This is a genomic window from Nocardia sp. NPDC003979, from assembly GCF_053605015.1.
The window spans coordinates 632,807-653,859 of sequence record NZ_JBSGIJ010000002.1; the positions used below are offsets into that span (position 1 = coordinate 632,807).

Consider the following 21,053-nt stretch of genomic DNA (forward strand, 5'->3'; position numbering starts at 1 on the left):
CCCCCTGGGCCCCGGGTATTTGCCGCCACGTAGCTGATCTGGTCAACCCGGTCACTGCGTCCCGACTGATCACCCACAACCACGCGGACCGTCACCCCGGATCCGGATCGACGGCTCCGCTCCCGGTAGGAGGGATGAAAATGAGCAAGGCAACATTGGATTCGCTGATCGGCGCCACCGCCTATGACGAGCGGGGCGAGAAGATCGGCAAGGTCAAGCAGATCTACATCGACAACAACACGGGATCCCCGACCTGGGCCGCCGTCTCGACCGGCCTGTTCAGTTCCGACTCGCTGGTGCCGCTGGCGGGCGCCGAACACAAGGCCGATGAGGACACATTGCGTCTGCACGTCGACAAGGAGCAGGTGAAGTCCGCCCCGCACCTCGACGACGGCGGTCGCATCAGCGCCCAGTCCGAGCAGGAGCTGTTCCGCCATTACCACGTGGACCCGCGCTCGGCCGGCTGGAACACCTATGGGCGTCAGCAGATCCGCCCCGGTACCGACGAGCCGATGACCCACGGTGATCCGGCGGCCATGAATCGTGGCACCACCGACGATTCGATGATCCGTTCGGAGGAGCAGCTGCGCGTCGACACCGAAAGCGAGGAGGTCGGCACCGCTCGGTTGCGTAAGTACGTGGTGACCGAGGAGCAGACCATCAAGGTCCCGACCACCCACGAAGAGGCGCACATCGTCCGCGAGCCGATCACCGGCGAGCGCACCGGTCGCACCGAGATCGGTGACGACGAGCGCGAGGTGACGCTGCACGCCGACCAGGTGCACGTCCAGAAGGAAGCGGTCCCGGTGGAACGTGTCCGTCTCGAGGTGGACGAGGTCGCCGACGAACAGACCGTCTCCGACACCGTCCGCAAGGAGCGTGTGGAAACCGAAGGCTTCGACGACGACCGTCGTCGGAACAAGCCGTGACGTAAATGCTCTCGCGTAGGCCCCGGTTTCGCGCCGGGGCTTAGGCGCGTCCGGGGTCAGATCGCCAGAGCGATCCAGGCCACGACCAGGAGCACACAGAAGGCCAACGCCACGTAACTGAGGGCCACTCCGGGCGTGGCCTGACGTTCCGCACCGAGCGCACCCTTCAGATAGATCTGGGCGGGCGCGGAGTAGTGCACCTCGGTGGTATGACCGGGAAAGACCTGGACGGAGGCATGGTTGCTGCCGTAGCCCATTCCCCACTGCGTGGTCTCGACGGTCAGCATGTGGGTACCCGGCGGCACGGGGACGAAGTTGGCGCCCCAGGTGATGTTCGGAACCTCGAAACCGTCGACCCTGACCCGCGCGCCGATCCCGAACGCGATCGGCAACTTCCGCGTGTGGACGACGACCCCGGTCTGCCCCGGTACAGCTCGGAACTGCGGAGCCGCGGGAAATGCAGCACCGGTCATGAGAACTCCCCCTCGAAACAACCTGATGCCGGGCGAAAAGCCCGGCGGTGGCGGAGACGGAGGGATTTGAACCCCCGATGGTGTTACCCATGCTCGCTTTCAAGGCGAGTGCATTCGGCCGCTCTGCCACGTCTCCCTGAGCAGAAATACTAGCGGACGCGACCGCGACAACAGATCTCGCACGAACATGGGTAACTCCCCGGGCACGGGCTGCCCCGCCCCAACACGATTCGCAAGGCGCCAACGCACAGCCCCACGCACTTAGTCTGGCCAAAAGACGCGGAGAGGCGGTCGAGCATGCGTGCTATCGAGCTGAACGGGTTCGGTGGGCCCGAGGTGATGGAGTGGACCGTGACGGTCGATCCCGAACCCGGCGCGGGCGAGGTGTTGATCGAAGTCGTTGCGGCAGGGGTGAACCGGGCCGATGTGATGCAACGGCGTGGCTTCTATCCACCGCCGCCGGATGCCAGTTCGGTGCCCGGTCTCGAGTGCTCCGGAACCATCGTCGAGCTGGGACCGGGGGTCACGGACTGGAAGGTCGGCGATCGGGTGTGCGCGCTGTTGGCGGGCGGTGGGTACGCCGAGTTGGCGGCCGTGCCGACCACCCAGCTGTTGCCGGTGCCCGAGGAGATGGACCTGGCCGCCGCCGCCGGCTTGCCCGAGGTGGCGGCGACGGTGTGGTCGAACCTGGTGATGACCGCGGGCATGCGCTCGGGGCAGCTGGTGCTGATCCACGGCGGTGGTGGTGGCATCGGTACGCACGCCATCCAGGTGGCGCGGAGGCGGGGCGCACGGGTGGCGGTGACGGCCGGGTCGGACGCGAAGCTGGCCAAATGCGCGGGTCTGGGCGCCGAAATCCTCGTCAACTATCGCACCCAGGATTTCGTGACCGTACTCGCCGACGCCGGTGGCGCCGACATCATTCTCGACAACATGGGCGCCGCCTACCTCGAACGCAATGTGGAGGCGCTCGCCCCGCACGGCCGGTTGGTGGTGATCGGGCTGCAAGGCGGCACTACCGGGTCGCTGAATATCGGTGGGCTGCTGCGCAAATGGGGTTCGGTGCATGCCACGAACCTGCGCGCCCGTCCACGGGCGGGCGAGGGCAGCAAGGCCGAGGTCATCGCCGCGGTGCGCACGCAGTTGTGGCCGGAGATGGCGGCGGGCGAGATCTTTCCGGTGATCTCGGCAGAACTACCCGTCACCGAAGCCGGCCGCGCCCACGAATTGCTCGACGCACCCGACACTTTCGGCAAGGTCGTGCTGCGCGTGCGCGACTGAGCGAAGGATCGGCACGGACTATTCGAGCGAGCTGAGGGCCCGGCCGAGCTGGTCGATCTCGTAGCGCGTGGTGTACGGGGCCAGGCCGATGGTGACGGCCCCGCCCTCGTCGTTCACACCGAGGGCGTCGAGTAATCGGCTGCCGCCGTGCACCCCGCTGACCGTGCCGATGCGGGCGTCGGCCAGTTTGGCCGCCACCTTCTCCGCCTGCATGCCCGCCATCGTGAAGCTGACGGTGGGGATGCGGGTGGAGGCGCGGCCGATCACCGTCAGGCCCTCGACCTGCTCGAGCACCTGCATGAGGTGGTCGAAGAGCTGGTCGTGGTAGTCCTGCAGCGAGGTGATCGAGATTTCGAGGCGTTCGCGGCGGGTGCCGGTGGCGCGCTCGTCGAGTCCGGCGAGGAAGTCGATCGACTGGGTGAGCCCGGCCAGCAGCGCGTACTGGTGCCCGCCGACCTCGAGGCGTTCAGCCCCCTTGGCGTAGGGGTTGAGCGACATCGACGGGATGCGGTCGAGGAAGGCGGGGTCGCGGAACACCAGCGCACCGACCTGCGGACCGCCCCACGACGGCGCGCTCAGGGCGACCACGTCGGCATTGAGTTCGTCGATGTCGATCAGCGCGTACGGTGCGGCGCCGAACGCGTCGGCGACCAGCAGACCGCCCACATCGTGCACCCGGTCGGCGGCCACCCGAACGGCGGGTGCGGAACCGACGATCGGCGACGCGGCGGTGAGCGCGACCAGGCGCGCGGTCGGCCCGATCAGCTCCTCGAACTGCCACGACGGCATCTCACACGTCTCGATCTCCACCTCGGCCCAGCGCACGTGCGCGCCGTAGCGGTTGGCGATGCGCAGCCACGGTGCGACATTGGCCTCGTCGTCGAGGCGGGAGAGCACGATGCCCGTGCCGAGACCCAGGCGCGAACTCAGGGACTCGGCCAGCCAGGCGAGCAGAACCGCACGATCGGGACCGAGCACGACGCCGGCCGGATCTCCGCCGACGAGGTCGGCGACCGCCTCCCGGGCGGCGTCGAGGATCGCGCCGCTGCGGGTCGCCGCACCGTGGCGGCCGATGTGGGAAAACGAGGAGGTACGGAAACCCGTTGAGACGGCACGCGATACCGAATCGGGAACCAGCATCCCCGCCTGCGGGTCCAGATGGATCCAGCCGTCGCCCAGGGACGGTATCAGGCCCCGAACCCTCGCGACGTCATAAGTCATGGTGGCCACTTTAAGGGCAGCGGGCGTCGCGGTGTAACCGCGTGGGGGTTTTAGCGCGAAGCCGACACACGCGCAATGATGGGGCTATGACGCACTCGGAGGACACCCCCGAATCCATCGTCGTGATCGGTCCCGACGGTCGGCCGGTCACCGTGCCCGCCGACTCCGACGCCGCGGCCGAATACACCGCGCAGGTGGTCGACGGGGACAAGAAGGCCGACGACGACCGCGAGGAGTCGGCCGAGTCGCTGGCCGACATGGTGGAGCAGCCCGCCAAGGTGATGCGGATCGGGACCATGATCAAACAGCTGCTCGAGGAGGTGCGCGCCGCTCCCCTCGACGACGCGAGCCGCTCGCGCCTCAAGGACATCCACAAGTCCTCGGTCCGCGAACTCGAGCAGGGCCTCGCCCCCGAACTGCGCGAGGAACTCGAACGCCTCACCCTGCCCTTCACCGACGAGTCCGTCCCGTCCGATGCCGAACTGCGCATCGCCCAGGCCCAGCTCGTCGGCTGGCTCGAAGGCCTGTTCCACGGCATCCAGACCGCCCTGTTCGCCCAGCAGATGGCCGCCCGCGCCCAACTCGAACAGATGCGCCAGGGCGCCCTCCCGCCCGGCATGCACGCGGCCGACGGGAAGGCAGGCCATGGCCATGTCGGCGGCGGGCAGTACCTGTAAGGTCGGGGATCGTGCCCGCTGCTGCCGCTCGTTCCGAATCGGTCTCCGACCAGGGTGACGCGCGTACCGAAGAGAGCCCCGTGCATACCGACGACACACCGACCGAAGCCGAGGTGGCCGACGCGGCCGCCGCCGAGCAGACCGCCGACGCCCCGCTGCTGGTGAAGACGCCGATGGTGTCGGATTCGCAGACGTTCCGGCGCGCGTTCAAAGACATGCGCGACGGGTTCCATCAGCGTGAGCTGTGGTTGTCGCTGGGTTGGCAGGACATCAAGCAGCGCTACCGCCGGTCGGTGCTCGGTCCGTTCTGGATCACCATCGCGACCGGCCTGCAGGCGCTGGCGATGGGGCTGCTGTATTCGACGCTGCTGAATCAGCCGATCAGCGAGTACCTGCCGTATGTGACGGTCGGTTTGATCGTCTGGAACGTGATCAGCGCGTCGATCCTCGAGGGCTCGGACGTGTTCATCGCCAACGAGGGACTGATCAAACAGTTGCCCTCGGCGCTGAGCGTGCATGTGTATCGCCTGGTGTGGCGCCAGTTCCTGTTCTTCATCCACAACGCGGCGATCTACGCGGTGCTGCTGCTCGCGTTCTCCATCTGGCGCGATCTTGACTGGACGTTGTTGCTGGTTGTTCCGGCGATCCTGCTGCTGTTCCTCAATGCCATGTGGGTGTCGATCGTGTTCGGCATCTTCTCCACGCGCTACCGCGACATCGCCCCGATCCTGGGCTCGATGACGCTGATGCTGTTCGTGCTGACCCCGGTGATGTGGTCGACGAAGGCGCTGGAGAACTCGGTCGGCGGCATGAGCGACCGGGCCAAGCTGATCGAGATCATCCCCACCTTCCACTACCTCGAGATCGTGCGTGGCCCGCTGCTCGGCGAGCCCACCGACTGGCATTCCTGGGCCATCGTCGGCGCGATCACCGTGGTCGGCTGGGTGGTCGCGATCCTGGCGCTCAAGCAGTACCGTGCCCGCGTCCCGTACTGGGTTTAGGAGGCTGTCGTGAGCCGTGTGAGTATCGAAACCCATGACGCGTGGGTCGAGTTCCCGATCTTCGACGCCAAGTCGCGGTCGCTGAAGAAGGCCTTCCTCGGTAAGGCGGGCGGCGCGATCGGGCGCAACAGTTCCGACGTGGTGGTGGTCGAGGCGTTGCGCGAGATCAACCTCTCGCTCAAGGAAGGCGACCGGGTCGGGCTCGTCGGGCACAACGGCGCGGGCAAGTCGACGCTGCTTCGCCTGCTCTCCGGCATCTACGAACCCTCGCGCGGCAGTGCGCGCATCCGCGGCCGGGTGGCGCCCGTGTTCGACCTGGGCGTCGGCATGGACCCGGAGATCTCCGGCTACGAGAACATCATCATCCGCGGCCTGTTCCTCGGGCAGACCCGCAAGCAGATGCTGGCCAAGATCGACGAGATCGCCGACTTCACCGAGCTCGGCGAGTACCTGTCGATGCCGTTGCGCACCTATTCCACGGGTATGCGGGTACGCCTGGCGATGGGTGTGGTCACCTCGATCGACCCCGAGATCCTCCTGCTCGACGAGGGCATCGGCGCCGTCGACGCCGAGTTCATGAAGAAGGCTCGCACCCGGCTCCAGTCGCTGGTCGCGCGGTCGGGCATCCTCGTTTTCGCCAGCCACTCCAACGAATTCCTCGCCCAGCTGTGCGATACCGCGATGTGGATCGACCACGGTCGCATCCGCGAGCAGGGCGGCATCGAAGACGTTGTGCGAGCGTATGAAGGGCCCGAGGCGGGTAATCACGTGGCACAAGTGCTTCGCGAGCTGGAAGCCGAATCCGGCGACAAAGAATTGGAGCGGAATCAGGCATGAGCGGTCAGAGTGAGGACGCTGTCCCGGCCGCTGTGCCCGGTGGGTTCAGCATGGCCGATCGGCTCGAGGCGGGGGTTGCCCCGGTTGAGCCCGCCGCCGTGCTGCCCGTGACCGAGGAGCCCGAGCTGCCCGCAGGCGCCGAACCGGCCGACCTGAGCACCGACACCGGACCGGACGCGCGGATCATCGCGGTCGTCGTCACCCACAAGCGCCGCGAACTGCTCGCCGAATCGCTGAAAGTGCTTGCCTCGCAGTCGCGTCCGATCGACCATCTGATCGTCGTCGACAACGCCAACGAGGACGAGGTGGCCGAGCTGGTCGCCCAGCAGCCCATCGAGGCCACCTACCTCGGTTCGCGCCACAATCTCGGCGGCGCGGGCGGTTTCGCGCTCGGCATGCTGCACGCGCTCACCCAGGGCGCGGACTGGGTGTGGCTGGCCGACGACGACGGCCGACCCGACGGCCCGGAAGTCCTCGCGACGCTGATCGATTGCGCGCGCAGGCACAACCTGGTCGAGGTATCGCCGGTGGTGTGCGATATCGACGACCCCGATCGGCTCGCTTTCCCGCTGCGCCGGGGCGTGGTGTGGCGCAGGCGACGCTCGGAGCTCGGCGACGAGGACTTCCTGCCCGGCATCGCGTCGCTGTTCAACGGCGCGCTGATCTCGGCGAAGGCCGTCGACCTGATCGGTGTGCCCGACCTGCGCCTGTTCGTGCGTGGCGACGAGGTGGAGGTGCATCGGCGCCTGGTCCGGTCGGGCCTGCCGTTCGGCACCTGCCTGCAGACCGCCTACCTGCACCCCAACGGGGCCGAGGAGTTCAAGCCGATCCTCGGCGGGCGTATGCACACCCAGTACCCCGACGATCCGGTGAAGCGCTACTTCACCTACCGCAATCGCGGGTACCTGATGTCGCAGCCCGGTATGCGGAAGCTGTTGCCGCAGGAGTGGATTCGGTTCTCCTGGTTCTTCCTGGTGACGCGCCGCGATCCGGCGGGTTTGAAGGAATGGTTCCGGTTGCGCTCGCTCGGACGCAATGAGCAGTTCGGCAAGCCGGACCAGCGAGGCCCCCAGAAATAGGGGCATAGATCCTGGGGCCCGCGACCTAGGATTCGATAGGTGACCTTACGAACGAGTTTCGCGTCCGCCGCTGCCGCCGTTCTCGCAGGCAGCGCGCTGTGCCTTGCCGCGCCGGGCACCGCAACCGCCGACGACACCTGTCAGCTCGGCGCATCCAATGTCGGCCCCCGCTCCTGCGTGATGAACGAAGTGCGCACGGCCCCTGTCCCCACGCTCGGCAACGGCGTGTGCTTCGGCATCGTCAACGTGGGCGGTACCGCGTTCGACGGACCGCTCAACGACCCGAGCGTTGCGCCCGGCGCCACCCACAGCATCTCGCTGCGCATCTCGCACGGCCTGCTCGGCAACATGGCGCCTGCCCTGCTCACCTGCGATGTGAACGTCATCGTCGACTGGCGGAACCTGGACAACGGCGTCACCGGCTCCATGACGCATTTCGTCCCTGCCCGGCACAACGGCACCTACCCGTTCCAGGTGATCGCCCCCACCGGTCCCGGCCGGTTCCAGCTCACCGTGCGCACCGACCGGCCGAGCCTGCCCGCTTCGACCGAGGTCGTCGTTCCCTGACCTGCCTTGATGCCCATGGAGAGCTGACCGGGCTCGCGGTGGCATAAATCGGTTGTGCGATGCCTTGGGTATGCGGCACAGTAGGAGCAACGTTGGAGAGGAGGTGGATGTCCGTGAGTACAGACGTGTGGATTGCCGTGCCCGGGGTGCGCGATGGCGCCCCGACTGCTCCGGACATCACCTCTACTCGCTGAGCCCGACGTCGGGCTCGGCGCCCGACGAAGGACTTCTACCGATGGTCGACTACGACCTGCTCGTCCCTTACGGCTGGACCGAAGCCGTAGCTACCGAATATCTTCCGCTGCTCGGCGATCTCGTACCCGCACGCATCGTCCGAATGGATCGCAGCGAATGCGATGTGGTCGCACCGGGCGGCCCGTCTCGTGCCGCCTGTCCGCGTGACATCACCGGCTTGTGCACCGGAGACTGGGTCGGTCTCGATGCCGAAGGCACTGTGCGCCTGCTGCTTCCGCGCCGTTCGGCGATCATGCGATCGTCGGTGTCGGGGCGCTCGGTCGCCCAGGTGCTCGCCACCAATGTCGACACCGTGCTGATCTGCAGTGCCGCCGACGGTGACGTCGACCTGGGACGGATCGAGCGCATGCTCGCCCTCGCCTGGGAGAGCAATGCCCAACCCGTGGTCGTGCTCACCAAAGCCGATGCGGCGGATCATCTTCCGCTCGACGAGGTGCGCGCGGTCGCGCCGGGGGCGACGGTGCTCGCGGTGAGTGCCGCCGCCGAGACCGGGCTGGATGTGCTCACGGCCGTGCTGCACGGCACGGTTGCCCTGATCGGGCCGTCCGGCGCGGGCAAGTCGACCCTGGCCAACGCCCTGCTCGGCGCGGAAGTGTTCGCCACCAACGCCGTTCGCGCGGTCGACGGCAAGGGCCGCCATACAACGGTCCACCGGGAACTGCGACCGCTCCCCGGCGGCGGCACCCTCATCGACACACCGGGGCTACGCGGTATCGGCCTCTACGACGCCGCCGACGGTATCGGCAAAACCTTCAGCGACATCGAATCACTCGCCGCTGATTGCCGTTTCGCCGACTGCGCGCACGAGACCGAACCGGGCTGCGCGGTCCAGGCGGGCATCGCCGACGGCACCATCACCGAGCGCCGCCTCACCAGCTACCGCAAGCTGGCGAAGGAGAACGAGTGGATGGCCGCGCGCACCGACAAGCGCCTGGCCGCCGAACGCGAACGCGCCTGGCGCTCCATCGCCAAGCAACACCGCAAGCAGTACCGCGAACGCGGCTACCGCTGACCTAGCCGATCGCCACGGCTGGTGGCGGAAGCCTCTCGGGCGATGCCGCCACCAGCGCGTGGTGACCTCGATCAGCTGGGGTCGATGCCGTAGAGGCGGGCCCAGTTCTCACGGCTGGTGAGTTCGGGGACCGCCGCGCGGTATTCGGCCTGGAGCCTGGGCAGTTCGCGGCGGAGTTTGCGCAGCGTGCGGTAGGTGCGGATGAGCAGAGCACGGGCGCGGGCCTTGTCGCGGCGGCGCACGCGCACGCCCGACTGGGAGGCATCGGTGACGACCACGTGGTCGAACAGGCCCACATGCCACCAGTGCGCGTCCTCGCGGGTGACACCGATCAGGCCGTGCTGGGTGCGCCCGGTCCACTGCATGATCGCGCGCTTGATGAGCACGAGGGTGATGCGGCTCGGCTCACCGCTCGCCCGGCGCACCTGGATTTCGGCGGAGTTCACCGGCGGGGTCGCGGCGGGGTGCTTGATGGTCTCGGGGTAGTCGTTGCGGGAGGTGCGGGCCGCGGCCAGCGCCTCGATTCCGCCGTCGCGCAACACCTTCGGACCCTTCATGAAGTCCTCGATGCCCTGCAGCGTGGTGTGCACCAGGCCGTACTGCATGCCGACGAGGTGTTCGGCGATGTAGCGGAAGAAGTCCTTGGTGACGGCCTTGCCGTCGAGATCGGTGTGCAGGGCGCCGACGATGAGCGAGTTGCGCGTGGAGAAGTAGCGCGCCCAGTCGTCGTAGTCCTTCCAGTAGAAGTCGGCGTGCCAGACGGCGGCATTGGGCAGGGTGACGGTGACGAAGCCGTGCTCGCGGGCCCGGATGCCGTATTCGACGTCGTCCCACTGGAAGAAGATCGGGACCGGAAGGCCGATCTTCTTCACGACCTCTGCCGGGATCAGGCAGGTCCACCAGGCGTTGTAGCCGGCGTCGACGCGGCGCTCCTGGTTCTTCTTGAGCATGGAGGTGTTGCGCAGCGCCTTGGGCACCTTCTGCCCGTGCTTGAGCTCGCCAAGGCGCACGTCCTCGGCGCCCACGTTGAGGTAGTCGGGGTTGAGCAGGAACAGCATCTGCGCGCCGACCAGCGTCGGCTCGACGGTCAGGTTCGCGAAGGCCTGCAGGCGAAGGACGGTCTCGGGCTCGCAGAGGATGTCGTCGTCCATCAGGATGACGTCGGCGTGCTCGTTGGCCGCCGACACCTCGTACAGCCCACGGGTGAAGCCGCCCGCGCCACCCAGATTCGGCTGACGGATGTAGCGCAGCTTGTCGCCGAAATCGGGGCGGACCTGCTGGAACAGCGGCCGGTTCTCGACCAGGTCGGTGCCCTGGTCCACGACGTAGACGGCGTCGATCGCGGCCAGCACCGTGGGGTCCGAGGCCAGCGCGGCGACGGTGTGGGCGCAGTCCTCGGCCCGGTTGAAGGTGCAGATCGCGATGGCGACCGGGCGGACCGCCTCGGGCGCCTTGGCGGTCCAGGCGAGCTCGGTGATGTCGAGTTCGCCGCCGAGCGCGTCGAACTCGAGCCACAGCGCGCCACCGTCGACGTACTGGTCGAGCGGCGCGGACAGGCTCACGAACCCGCTGCTGGTCGCCACCAGCGAGGCGACGATGCGGCGGTGGCCCGCGATATCGGAGGCGACCAGGCGCACATTCGCCCTGTTCCCCACCTGCAGATTCGCGGTGGCGGTCACCTCGGTAACGGTGGTCCAGCGCTGCCAGTAGCTGGCGGCGAACCGGCCGAAGTAGGTGTTCGTGTGCGCGGTCGCGCCCTTGGGCAGGTGCAGCGACAGGCGCTCGCGGATGGCGGCACCACCCTTGACCACGGCGTAGAGCTCGTCGCTCACCCGGGCCGACGGGCCGGTGAAGATGCCCCTGGCCAGGACCAAGCGTTCGGGTGCCGAGTGTTCACCACGCAGTGACGCGGGTGCGGCCTCGTGCCGTTCGTTCGATTCGGTCACGACTCGAGTAGCCGACTGCTCCATGAAGTCCTCGAAATTCTCGGTATCGACTGCGCCGACGCAAGCAGTCACGTAAGGAAAGGGCGGCGCGGCGGGCGGGGTGAGGATATCAATCACCGCCGCGCCGGGCGCCGTCAGTGAGGGGTAACAGCACCCCGCGCGTGTTGCTCGCCGGTTGCCTCGGCGCCGGTGAACACGAATTTGTCGTAGGCCCAATAACGGAATATGACAGCAAGCGTCTGGCCGATGACGGTCGCGGAAATGTTGTCCGACAGCGGCGACGACAGGTCCAGCACATAGCGGGAAAAGCCGAGGCAGCCCAGTTGCAGGCCGATCGCCACGACATTCACCAACGCGTACAACAGGTATTCGCGGCCCGCGCTGTCGGACTTCTTGTGCGCGAAGGTCCACCACTTGTTGCCGAAGTAGGTGACCACCGTCGCCACCACGATCGCGACGACTTTCGCGGTGAGCGGAGAGTGATAGAGCACACCTTCCGACAGCGACAATCCGCCGCCCCAGAACACCAGCAGGTTGTACGTACCGGCGTCGACGAGGAAACCGACCGCGCCGACGACGAGGAACGCCGCCCCCTGCCGCAACGCCGTCGTCACCTTCGTCAGCAGCGAAACCGGCGGAACATCTTGATGCGACACGATCCGACGGTAACCGGCCACCACCCCCGACCTCGAGGAGGGGCGGCCACGAAGTGGCCGGTTCGCGGCCGTCCCGCCGATCAGGTGCCGTTGCGTAGGCGACGAAGGAGCAAGCAACGGTGCCTGATCGGCGGGACCGGCGGGGCCGCGAACGCGCGGCGTCCGCGCCGCCATGTATCCGGTACCCTCCCGGTGACCCTTTAACTGCCTACATCTGAGGATTGACCCGGGTGGACTCCACCGAGCTTCGCATTGCCGCCGTGGTCCCCTGCCACAACGAAGAGGCCGCGGTCGCCAAGGTCGTCGCCGACCTGAAGGCCGCCGTGCCGGGGATCGTCGTCTACGTCTACGACAACCTGAGCACCGACCGCACCGCCGAATGCGCCCGTGAGGCCGGGGCGATCGTGCGCTACGAGAACACCAAGGGCAAGGGCAATGTGGTTCGCCGCGCCTTCGCCGACATCGAGGCCGACATCTACCTGATGATCGACGGCGACGACACCTACGAGGCGTCGGCCGCGCCGCTGATGATCAAGACCCTGCTCGAGGGCCCCTACGATCACGTGCTCGGTGTGCGCAAGCAGGACGAGGACACCAACGCCTACCGGTCCGGGCACGAGACCGGCAACAAGGTGCTCAACGGCGTGGTCGGCAAGGTGTTCGGCGACAATGTCGAAGACATGCTGAGCGGTTTCCGGGTGTTCTCGCGCCGCTTCGTCAAGAGCTTCCCCGCCGTCTCCCGCGAGTTCGAGATCGAGACCGAACTGACCGTGCACTCGCTGCACCTGCGGGTTCCGCAGACCGCGGTGCAGGTGGGTTTTCGTGACCGCCCCGCGGGCAGCGAATCGAAGCTGCGCACCTACCGCGACGGCACCAAGATCCTCGCGCTGATCCTCGGCCTGGCCAGGCACGAACGCCCGGTCGCCTTCTACGGCCTGTTCGGCACGCTGGCGCTGCTGTTCTCGGTGATCCTCACCGTGCCGATCGTGATCGAGTTCTACAACACCCACGAGGTGGCGCGGTTCCCGACGCTGTTCTTCGCGTTCACCCTGATGCTGCTCGGCTGCCTTGCCTGGACCGCGGGGCTGATTCTCGACGGCATCCGCCGGTCGCGTCACGAAGCGGCGCGGCTGGTGTACCTGCGGTATTCGGCCGTCGGCGAGAGCACGGACATCGCGGCCGGAGACCGTCGGTGACCAGCACCGTCGAGCCGGAAACCGTCGCCGCCGAACAGGTACCAGCGACCGAACGCAAAGACCGCCTGCCCGCCCCGGTCCGTTCGCTGACCGGCCGGTTCGGCGCCGCGACGGTGGCGTTCGCCGTGCTCGCGACGCTGTTCGGCGCGCTGTTCGCCGTGCTCACCCCCGCGTTCTGGGGCCACGACGAGATCACCCAGTTCGGCCGCGCCTACCAGGTGGCGCACGGCGGGGTGTTCCCGCAGCGCATCCACGACGATCGCGGTGTCGCCTACGGCGGGCAGATCCCGGTGAGCATCGACGAGCTCATGGGCTACGCCTTCCGCGACTACAACGACAACCCCGAGGAACCCGGCGCGATGGTCGCCGACCCCGGCGCCTACGACCGGCTCGCCGGTGCCGACATCTCCTCGGCAACCCGGCCGATGTGGTTCACCAACACCGCCGCCTACTCCCCCGTGCCGTATGTGCCTGCCGCCGTCGGCATCCGGGCAGGCGAGGCGCTCGGCCTGAACATCGGCGGAATGTACCTGCTCACCCGCCTGGCCGGGTTGGCGGCCTACCTCGCGGTGGTCGGGTTCGGGCTCTACGCCCTGCGGCAGCGGCGCAGCCAGTGGCTGGTGTTCACCGTGGCCGTGCTGCCGATCGCGCTGTTCCAGGCGGGCACCGTCACCGCCGACACGCTCACCAACGCGCTGGCCATTCTGGTGTCGGCGCTGCTGGTGAAGGCGCTGTTCATCGGTGACCGGCTGAGCAAGCCCGAGACCGCCGCCCTGCTGGCCGCCACGATCGCGCTGCCACTGAGCAAACCCGCCTACGTGCTGCTGGCCATGCTGATCGTGGTCGTGCCCACCGAACGCCTCGGTTTCACCGGCAAGCTGAAGGTGCTGCCGTGGGTATTCGCGATCACCGGTGGCACGCTGTTCCTGGTCTGGACCAAGATCGCCGCACCGACCGGCGACGGCATGAGCCTGATGCGCCCGCCGCACCAGTGGGGTCAGGTTCGTCCCGGTGACCAGCTGCGCGGGATCCTCGGCGACCCGCTGCAGTTCGTGCACACCTTCGGCGAGAGCATCGCCCTGCGCGATCACCGCTGGTTCAATCAGTTCTTCGGTGAACTCGGCTTCGCCTACGTCGACGCGCCCGCGCTGACCATGCTGGCCTGCCTGATCGCGTTCGCGGTGAGCTTCGGCATCGCCGATCTGCTGACCAGCACGCTGCGCCGCACCCTGATCGTCGCGGCGACGGTGCTCGCCAGCGTGGCGATGGTCTACGTGACGCTGTACATGTCGTTCACACCGGTGGACTACTACATCATCGACGGCGTGCAGGGCAGATACTTCGTGCCGCTGGCCATCCTCGGTATCGCGGTGGTGATCCGCTGGGTTCCGCTGCGGCTGCGCGATGCCGACGGTGTCGTCCCGACCCGCGGGCCGGGAATCACCGTGGCCTGCGCATCACTGATCGCGCTGATCGCCGCTGCCGCAACGTATTACACCGTCGTCTGGGGCTGACCCCGCGGACGACGGTGTAGTCCGTCAGAGTTTCTGTTCGCCCGCGGCGGCGTAGGCGCGTTCGGTGTCGGCCTTCTTCGGCCGCCACCAGTCCTCGTTCTCGCGGTACCAGGTGATGGTGTCGGCCAGCCCGGTCCGGAAGTCGCTGTAGCGCGGTGACCAGCCGAGTTCCGTGCGCAGCAGGCTCGCATCGATGGCGTAGCGCTGATCGTGGCCGGGCCGGTCGGTGACGTGGTCGAAATCGGTTGGCTCGCGATCGAACGCTTCCAGAAGCAACTGCACAACGGTGAGATTGTCGAGTTCACCATCGGCACCGATGAGATAGGTCTGCCCGATTCGGCCGCGCTCGAGAATGTCCCACACCGCGCGATTGTGATCGTCGACGTGAATCCAGTCGCGCACCTGATGACCGGCACCGTACAAACGCGGGCGCACGCCGTCGATCAAATTGGTGATCTGGCGAGGGATGAATTTCTCCACGTGCTGATACGGGCCGTAATTGTTGGAACAGTTCGACAGCGTGGCGCGCACTCCGAAGGAACGGGTCCAGGCGCGCACGAGCAGATCGCTGCCCGCTTTCGTCGCCGAATACGGGCTCGACGGGTTGTAGGCCGTTGTCTCGGTGAAGGCGGGGTCGTCGGGGGTGAGGTCGCCGTAGACCTCGTCGGTGGAAACGTGGTGGTAGCGCACGTCGTGGCGGCGCACGGCCTGCAGCAGGGAGTAGGTGCCGACGATATTGGTCTGCACGAACGGCCACGGCTCGGCGAGCGAGTTGTCGTTGTGGGATTCGGCGGCGAAATGCACAACCGCGTCGACACCGCTGACGAGATTGTCGACGAGGTCGAGATCGGCGATGTCGCCGTGGACGAATTCGATACGGTCGGCCACCGGATCGAGCGACGCGCGGTTTCCGGCGTAGGTGAGCGCGTCGAGGACGGTCACCGCTACGTCGGGGCGCGTGGCCACCGTCTGCTGGACGAAATTCGCACCGATGAATCCGGCCCCGCCGGTAACGAGCACTCGCACGTCGACAACGATACGTGCTCGCGATCGGGGACAGAAAGCGAACCGGCACTCGCCCAGGTAGAAACAGTCACGGTATTTACACCGTGATGTCCGTCACACTGGGCGCGTTCAGGTTACGACCCGGGGTCTGCTTTCCTGAGAAAAACCCTAGTCGGCACTCAGGTTTCTGGATGCGCACCGGCCCTGGGGTATCAACGGTGAACAGAATTTGAATAGAAGTACACAGGTGGTTCACCGCTCGTTAGCTGCGGGGGCTTTTGATCATCGGGTCCCCTCCGAACGCTCCAACATCGAGGTTCAACAAAAATGCTGATGAGGAAATTCGCCGCCACTTCGGCGCTGCTGATCGCTGCCATGGGCGTCGCCGCCGGCACCGCGCACGCCGAAGAGGCCCCGGCCGCCACTGCGCCGATCAACTACACCGCCGAAATCGTCGAGGACTCGAAGGCCGTCGTCACCACCGACGCCGGCTCGATGGTCGTCGAGGACAATGTCCTGAAGATCAAGGCGGCCGACGGCACCGTCGTCGCGGGCACCCCGCTGGCGTTCCGCATCGAAGAGCACGAGCTCCCGATCGTGGCCGAGATCTCCGGCAACACCGCCACCCTGACCCCGGTGATGGACCCGGCCAAGGCCGTCTACAAGCCGGTCGCCCTGCCTTACGAGGCGCAGGCGCCCTGGAAGACCGAGTACGACCGTGAGGTCGCGGCGTTCAACCGTCTGAAGGACACCATCTCCGTCGGCGCCACCATGGGTGCCCTCGTCGGTGGCCTCGGTGGCGCGGCTGTCGGCTGCATCGCCGGTGCCGGTGCCGGCCTGGTCCTGACCGGTGCCCTCCTGGCCCTGTTCGGCGCGGGCCCGCTGGCCGGCTGCATCGCCGGTGCCGCCGCTGTCGGCTTCCTCGGTGTGCTGGCCGGTCAGCTGTTCATCACCGCTCCGGTCGCCATCGGTGCGGCGATCCAGTACTTCGCCACCGTCACCTCGCCGTTCACCCCGCCTGCCAAGTAGTTCCGGTTCCGAACGTGCAATAACCGCACTCGCGTAAGCACATTCGCGAGCAGATACGCCAGGTGCCCCGCTGCGACTCGACAGTGTCGCGGCGGGGCACCTGTCGTTTCGAGGTCAGGCGGTGCGGGCCCGTTCGGCGGGCGCCACCGCTTCCCGCACGAACTTGGCGACCCGTCCGAGCGCCGAACGGCTCTCCGGCATGTCCGGCAGGATGCTCATGAAGGCGTGCACCTGGCCCCGCCACAGCTCGAGTGTGTGCGGCACACCCGCCGCACCGAGCCGATGGGCCATGAGTTCGCAGTCGTAGCGCAGCAATTCGTCTTCGGCAGCGATCAGCAGTACCGGGGGCAACCCGGCCAGGTCGGCGTTGACCGGCGAGAGCTTCGCGTCGAGCGGACCCTCGTGCTCGGCGCCGAGGCGGACCACGGCCTCCAGCCCGGCCAGCGGAATGTAGGCGTCGCGGCGCACATTCACGTAGTCCTTCTTCGCCCGGTAGTCCAGATCGAGCAGCGGACTCAGGCCGACGAGACCGGCGGGCAACGGCAATCCGATGTCGCGGGCGCGCAGCGCGGTGGCGAAGGTGAGGAACCCGCCCGCCGAGTCACCGGCGAAGACGATGCGGCCCGGGTCGGCGCCGTGGCGCAGCAGCCAGCGGTAGGCCAGGACGCAGTCGTCGATGGCGGCGTCGATCGAACCCGGCAGCTGACGGTATTCCACATTGAGCACCGGCAGCCCGGTCCGCCTGGCCAGCCCGGCGGCGACGGCCCGATGGGTCGACAATCCGCAGACGGCGAAGCCGCCACCGTGCAGATACAGCAGCGCGCCGTGACGCAGCGCCCGCGAGGCGCCCGCGGGACGGATCATCTCCATCTTGAATCCGTCGAGCTGGATCTGTTCGCGCTCGATGCCCGTCGGTTCGGGGCGCAGGCGCGCGAGCAGGTCGACGGCGATTCCGCCGAGGGGAATGGTCCTCCGGTTGATGGGGACGGTGCGCAGCAGCGGTCCGACGACGCCGACGCAGGTACCCATCAGCACGCGCGACGCGGTGCTCGTCCGCCCGGAGTTGACGACGATTCCCGCCGCCTTCGGACTGGTGGTGACCCTGGGGGCAACGGGGACGATCCCGCCCAACACACCGGGCCTGCCGATCTTCGAGGCTTCCATCGCGCACCTACCTCACACTGGCGCGTCGACTCGATGGCCCGGGTGCGAGCCCCGGATCGGATGTCGACGCTGACATCTAACACAGTGATGTTTCACACATCGACGCTCACATAATCAGATGAACGCCGTCGTGTCCCAGTTATCGACCGACACACCCGGTCGCGAAACGTTCGTGATCAATTCGTCCACGTGTCGGAACCTCCCCGACTCCTGCGGCACCGGAGCTGGCAGACTTGCCACCTATGCGCGGAATCATCTTGGCGGGCGGCACCGGATCGCGGCTGCACCCGATCACGCGCGGGGTGAGCAAGCAGCTCGTCCCGGTCTACGACAAACCGATGGTCTATTACCCCTTGTCCACCCTCATGTTGGCAGGGATCGACGACATTCTCGTCATCACCACGCCGGAGGATGCCGAGGCGTTCACCCGGTTGCTCGGTGACGGCAGCCAGTTCGGGGTGTCGATCAGCTACGTGGTCCAGCCCGAACCCGACGGCCTGGCCAGGGCTTTCGTGCTCGGCGCCGACCACATCGGCACCGAACCCGCCGCGCTCGTGCTCGGCGACAACATCTTCCACGGCCCCGGCCTCGGCGCCAGCCTGCACCGCTTCCACGACATCGACGGCGGCGCGGTGTTCGCCTACTGGGTGAGCGACCCCACCGCCTACGGCGTGGTGGAGTTCGTGGACGGTCGCGCGGTCTCCATCGAGGAGAAGCCGAAGGTGCCGCGCTCCAACTACGCCATCCCCGGTCTGTACTTCTACGACAACGACGTGGTCGAGATCGCGCGCGAGCTGCGTCCCTCGGCGCGCGGGGAGTACGAGATCACCGATATCAACCGCGCCTATCTCGAGCAGGGCAGGCTCAGCGTCGACGTGCTCGCACGCGGCACCGCCTGGCTCGACACCGGCACCTTCGACTCGCTGCTCGACGCCGCCAACTACGTGCGGACCATCGAGGAACGCCAGGGCCTCAAGATCGGGGTACCCGAGGAGGTGGCGTGGCGGCGCGGCCTGATCTCCGACGACCAGCTGTGCGAACTGGCCGAGCCGATGGTTCGCTCCGGCTACGGCCGCTACCTGCTCGACCTGATCGACCGCGGAAAAGACTGGTAGCGCATGGAGATCCGTGAACTGGCCATCCCCGGCGCGTGGGTGGTCACCCCCCGCCTGCTCGGCGACGACCGCGGCATGTTCTGCGAGTCGTTCAAGGCCTCGGAGTTCGAGAAGGCCACCGGGCGGCCCTTCGACCTGTACCAGGTGAACACCTCGGTGTCGGCCGCGGGAGTGTTGCGCGGCATCCACTACACCGAGGACCCGCCGGGCCAGGCCAAGTATGTGACGTGTGTGCGCGGCGCCTTTCTCGACGTGGTCGTCGACCTGCGACCGGGTTCGCCCACCTACGGCCGCTGGGACAGCGTGCTGCTCGACGACGTGGACCGCCGCTCGGTGTTCCTGTCCGAGGGTCTCGGCCACGCCATCCTCTCGCTGGAGAACTACTCGACGGTGACCTACCTGTGCTCGCTCGAGTACACCCCCGAATTCGACCGTGACCTGGACGCTTTCGACCCCCGGCTGGCCATCGACTGGCCGACCGAGGGCCGCGACGGCCGCCCGCTCACCTTCATCCGCTCCGCCAAGGACCAGGCAGCGCCGCGGTTCGCCTGATACGCCGAAAGGCACCACCGGGAATGGTGGTGCCGTTCAGCGCTTTCGGATCAGACCGTCTGGAGCACCTTCTCCTCGACCACCGGCGCGTCGGTGACCCGCTTACGCGGCCAGAAGACGGTGAGCGCGACCAGTGCGCCGAGCACCGTGACACCGGCGGCGAACTCGAGGCCCGGCCGGTAGGTGTCGAGCATCTGCTGCGGCGAGGTGCCGTGCGCGGTGCCGGAGGTGACGATGGCGGTGGTCACCGCGAGCACCACGGCCGCGCCGACCTGCATCGAGGTCTGCAGCACGCCGGCCGCCAGGCCCTGCTCCTCGTCGTCGATACCGCTGGTGGCCTGCACGTTGATGGCAGGGAAGCCGACCCAGCCGATGCCGATCAGCAGGACGGCGGGCAGCAGCACGGTCAGGTAGTCGGGCGCGGTGTCGACTCGCAGGAACAGCAGGTACCCGATCGCCATCACCGACATGGTCACCGCGATCACCGGGCCGGTGCCGAAGCGGTCGATCAGCTTGTCGGAGAAGAACGCCGAGGCGACGACCAGGATGCCGACCGGAAGCAGCGCCATGGCGAGCTTCAGCGGCGACCAGCCGAGGGTGTCCTGCAGGTACAGCGTGACGATGAACTGCCAGCTGAAGTACGAGCCGGCGACCGCGATGATGGCCAGGCTGGCCCGCACCAGCGACACCTTGCGCAGGATCCCGAGCCGGACCAGCGGGTGGGCGACGCGCTGCTCGGTGACGACGAACGCGGCGAACAGGGCGACCACGGCGATGAACGAGACGACGGTCCGGGCCGAGGCCCAGCCGACCTCGGGCGCGGTGACCACGGTGTAGACCAGCAGCAGCATGCCCGAGGTGGACAGCAGCGCGCCGAGCAGATCGTGGCCGCCTTCCTCGGCCTTGCCGTCCTTGGGGATCAGCACGAACGCCGAGATCAGGGCGGCGACGGCGATCGGGACGGGCAGCAGGAAGGTCCAACGCCAGCCGACGCCGGTCATCAGGCCACCGAAGAGCAGGCCCATGGAGTAGCCGCCCGCGCCGAACACGGTGTAGATGGACAGCGCCTTGTTGCGCGCCTTTCCTTCGGCGAAGGTGGTGGCGATGATCGACAGGCCGGTCGGTGCGGTGAACGCGGCGGCCAGACCCTTGATGAAGCGGGTGACGATCAGCAGCGTCGGATCGCTGACCAGGCCACCGATCAGGGACGCGACCGCGAAGACGGCCAGGGCGATGAGGAACACCTTGCGGCGCCCGAGCAGGTCGGCCGTGCGGCCGCCGAGCAGCAGCAGACCGCCGTAGCCGAGGACGTAACCGCCCACGAGCCACTGCAGGGTGGAGGTGGACATATCGAGTTCGGCGCCGATGGACGGCAGGGCGACGCCGATCATCGAAACATCGAGGCCGTCGAGGAACAGAACAATGCACAGAGTGATCAGCAGGCCCCAGAGGCGAGCGGACCACCGGGTCGGGTCGGTCGCCTCGGCGGCCGAGAGCGTTGCTGGCGAAGTCATGCGGAGGACATTACATGCATGCGCATTTAA

20 protein-coding genes and 1 tRNA gene are annotated in these 21,053 nt (G+C 67.5%); 13 read left to right on the plus strand and 8 right to left on the minus strand.

What is annotated here, in order from left to right:
• Positions 1 to 140: 140 nt before the first annotated feature.
• Positions 141 to 929, plus strand: a complete 789-nt coding sequence (locus ACWEVR_RS06555) for a PRC and DUF2382 domain-containing protein (RefSeq protein WP_452466091.1) — start codon at positions 141 to 143, stop codon at positions 927 to 929.
• Between the two features lie 56 nt (positions 930 to 985).
• On the opposite strand, the gene ACWEVR_RS06560 is transcribed toward ACWEVR_RS06555, so the two are convergent.
• Entirely contained in the window at positions 986 to 1,402 is a 417-nt protein-coding gene (locus ACWEVR_RS06560) for a hypothetical protein (RefSeq protein ID WP_452466092.1), read from the minus strand.
• Positions 1,403 to 1,450: 48 nt separating this feature from the next.
• Positions 1,451 to 1,538: transfer RNA gene (locus ACWEVR_RS06565), tRNA-Ser, on the minus strand.
• A gap of 161 nt (positions 1,539 to 1,699) precedes the next feature.
• Between ACWEVR_RS06565 and ACWEVR_RS06570 the strand changes: the two genes are divergently transcribed.
• Positions 1,700 to 2,683 carry an NAD(P)H-quinone oxidoreductase gene (locus tag ACWEVR_RS06570; RefSeq protein WP_452466093.1) on the plus strand — a complete coding sequence of 328 codons (984 nt, stop codon included), beginning with the start codon at positions 1,700 to 1,702 and terminating at the stop codon, positions 2,681 to 2,683.
• A gap of 18 nt (positions 2,684 to 2,701) precedes the next feature.
• Here the strand turns inward: ACWEVR_RS06570 and ACWEVR_RS06575 are convergent, their stop codons facing one another.
• Positions 2,702 to 3,904 (minus strand): cysteine desulfurase-like protein, encoded by a 1,203-nt coding sequence (locus ACWEVR_RS06575; protein WP_067494785.1) that lies wholly within the window; start codon positions 3,902 to 3,904, stop codon positions 2,702 to 2,704.
• A gap of 86 nt (positions 3,905 to 3,990) precedes the next feature.
• On the opposite strand from ACWEVR_RS06575, the gene ACWEVR_RS06580 reads away from it, so the two are divergent.
• The 6 genes from ACWEVR_RS06580 to rsgA all read left to right on the plus strand — a co-directional run bounded on the left by ACWEVR_RS06580 (position 3,991) and on the right by rsgA (position 9,332).
• Positions 3,991 to 4,581, plus strand: coding sequence for a bacterial proteasome activator family protein (locus ACWEVR_RS06580; protein ID WP_452466094.1), 591 nt, complete (start codon positions 3,991 to 3,993; stop codon positions 4,579 to 4,581).
• Positions 4,582 to 4,694: 113 nt separating this feature from the next.
• Positions 4,695 to 5,582, plus strand: a complete 888-nt coding sequence (gene wzm / locus ACWEVR_RS06585) for a galactan export ABC transporter permease subunit Wzm/RfbD (RefSeq protein WP_443093646.1) — start codon at positions 4,695 to 4,697, stop codon at positions 5,580 to 5,582.
• Between the two features lie 18 nt (positions 5,583 to 5,600).
• Entirely contained in the window at positions 5,601 to 6,419 is an 819-nt protein-coding gene (gene wzt / locus ACWEVR_RS06590) for a galactan export ABC transporter ATP-binding subunit Wzt/RfbE (RefSeq protein ID WP_452466169.1), read from the plus strand.
• Complete coding sequence (gene glfT1 / locus ACWEVR_RS06595) at positions 6,416 to 7,498, plus strand: galactofuranosyltransferase GlfT1 (protein ID WP_452466095.1); 1,083 nt, start codon at positions 6,416 to 6,418, stop codon at positions 7,496 to 7,498. The genes wzt and glfT1 overlap by 4 nt, the downstream gene beginning before the upstream one ends.
• Before the next feature lie 39 nt (positions 7,499 to 7,537).
• On the plus strand, positions 7,538 to 8,065 hold the full coding sequence (locus ACWEVR_RS06600) for a hypothetical protein (protein ID WP_452466096.1): 528 nt from the start codon (positions 7,538 to 7,540) through the stop codon (positions 8,063 to 8,065).
• 235 nt (positions 8,066 to 8,300) lie between these two features.
• The gene (gene rsgA / locus ACWEVR_RS06605; RefSeq protein ID WP_357150827.1) at positions 8,301 to 9,332 is read left to right on the plus strand and encodes a ribosome small subunit-dependent GTPase A; all 1,032 of its coding nucleotides are present in this window, start codon (positions 8,301 to 8,303) and stop codon (positions 9,330 to 9,332) included.
• Positions 9,333 to 9,403: 71 nt separating this feature from the next.
• On the opposite strand, the gene ACWEVR_RS06610 is transcribed toward rsgA, so the two are convergent.
• Positions 9,404 to 11,302: a glycosyltransferase gene (locus ACWEVR_RS06610; protein WP_452466097.1), complete on the minus strand. Its 1,899-nt coding sequence runs from the start codon at positions 11,300 to 11,302 to the stop codon at positions 9,404 to 9,406.
• Positions 11,303 to 11,412: 110 nt separating this feature from the next.
• Positions 11,413 to 11,934 (minus strand): GtrA family protein, encoded by a 522-nt coding sequence (locus ACWEVR_RS06615; protein WP_452466098.1) that lies wholly within the window; start codon positions 11,932 to 11,934, stop codon positions 11,413 to 11,415.
• 230 nt (positions 11,935 to 12,164) lie between these two features.
• Between ACWEVR_RS06615 and ACWEVR_RS06620 the strand changes: the two genes are divergently transcribed.
• Positions 12,165 to 13,130 carry a glycosyltransferase gene (locus ACWEVR_RS06620; protein WP_452466099.1) on the plus strand — a complete coding sequence of 322 codons (966 nt, stop codon included), beginning with the start codon at positions 12,165 to 12,167 and terminating at the stop codon, positions 13,128 to 13,130.
• The gene (locus tag ACWEVR_RS06625) at positions 13,127 to 14,644 is read left to right on the plus strand and encodes a DUF2142 domain-containing protein (protein ID WP_452466100.1); all 1,518 of its coding nucleotides are present in this window, start codon (positions 13,127 to 13,129) and stop codon (positions 14,642 to 14,644) included. Before ACWEVR_RS06620 ends, ACWEVR_RS06625 begins: the two co-directional genes overlap by 4 nt.
• Before the next feature lie 24 nt (positions 14,645 to 14,668).
• On the opposite strand, the gene rfbB is transcribed toward ACWEVR_RS06625, so the two are convergent.
• A complete protein-coding gene (rfbB, locus tag ACWEVR_RS06630; RefSeq protein WP_452466101.1) occupies positions 14,669 to 15,670 on the minus strand; it encodes a dTDP-glucose 4,6-dehydratase in 1,002 nt (333 codons plus the stop codon).
• Positions 15,671 to 15,976: 306 nt separating this feature from the next.
• Here rfbB and ACWEVR_RS06635 point away from each other — a divergent pair, with 306 nt between their 5' ends.
• Positions 15,977 to 16,678, plus strand: a complete 702-nt coding sequence (locus ACWEVR_RS06635; RefSeq protein WP_452466102.1) for a hypothetical protein — start codon at positions 15,977 to 15,979, stop codon at positions 16,676 to 16,678.
• Positions 16,679 to 16,792: 114 nt separating this feature from the next.
• On the opposite strand, the gene ACWEVR_RS06640 is transcribed toward ACWEVR_RS06635, so the two are convergent.
• Complete coding sequence (locus ACWEVR_RS06640; RefSeq protein WP_452466103.1) at positions 16,793 to 17,842, minus strand: alpha/beta hydrolase; 1,050 nt, start codon at positions 17,840 to 17,842, stop codon at positions 16,793 to 16,795.
• A gap of 242 nt (positions 17,843 to 18,084) precedes the next feature.
• Between ACWEVR_RS06640 and rfbA the strand changes: the two genes are divergently transcribed.
• Together rfbA and ACWEVR_RS06650 are read left to right on the plus strand one after the other, a co-directional pair.
• Positions 18,085 to 18,957, plus strand: a complete 873-nt coding sequence (gene rfbA / locus ACWEVR_RS06645) for a glucose-1-phosphate thymidylyltransferase RfbA (protein ID WP_067494815.1) — start codon at positions 18,085 to 18,087, stop codon at positions 18,955 to 18,957.
• 3 nt (positions 18,958 to 18,960) lie between these two features.
• Positions 18,961 to 19,509: a dTDP-4-dehydrorhamnose 3,5-epimerase family protein gene (locus tag ACWEVR_RS06650; protein WP_452466104.1), complete on the plus strand. Its 549-nt coding sequence runs from the start codon at positions 18,961 to 18,963 to the stop codon at positions 19,507 to 19,509.
• 50 nt (positions 19,510 to 19,559) lie between these two features.
• Here the strand turns inward: ACWEVR_RS06650 and ACWEVR_RS06655 are convergent, their stop codons facing one another.
• Positions 19,560 to 21,023 carry an MFS transporter gene (locus ACWEVR_RS06655; RefSeq protein ID WP_452466105.1) on the minus strand — a complete coding sequence of 488 codons (1,464 nt, stop codon included), beginning with the start codon at positions 21,021 to 21,023 and terminating at the stop codon, positions 19,560 to 19,562.
• Positions 21,024 to 21,053: the final 30 nt, after the last annotated feature.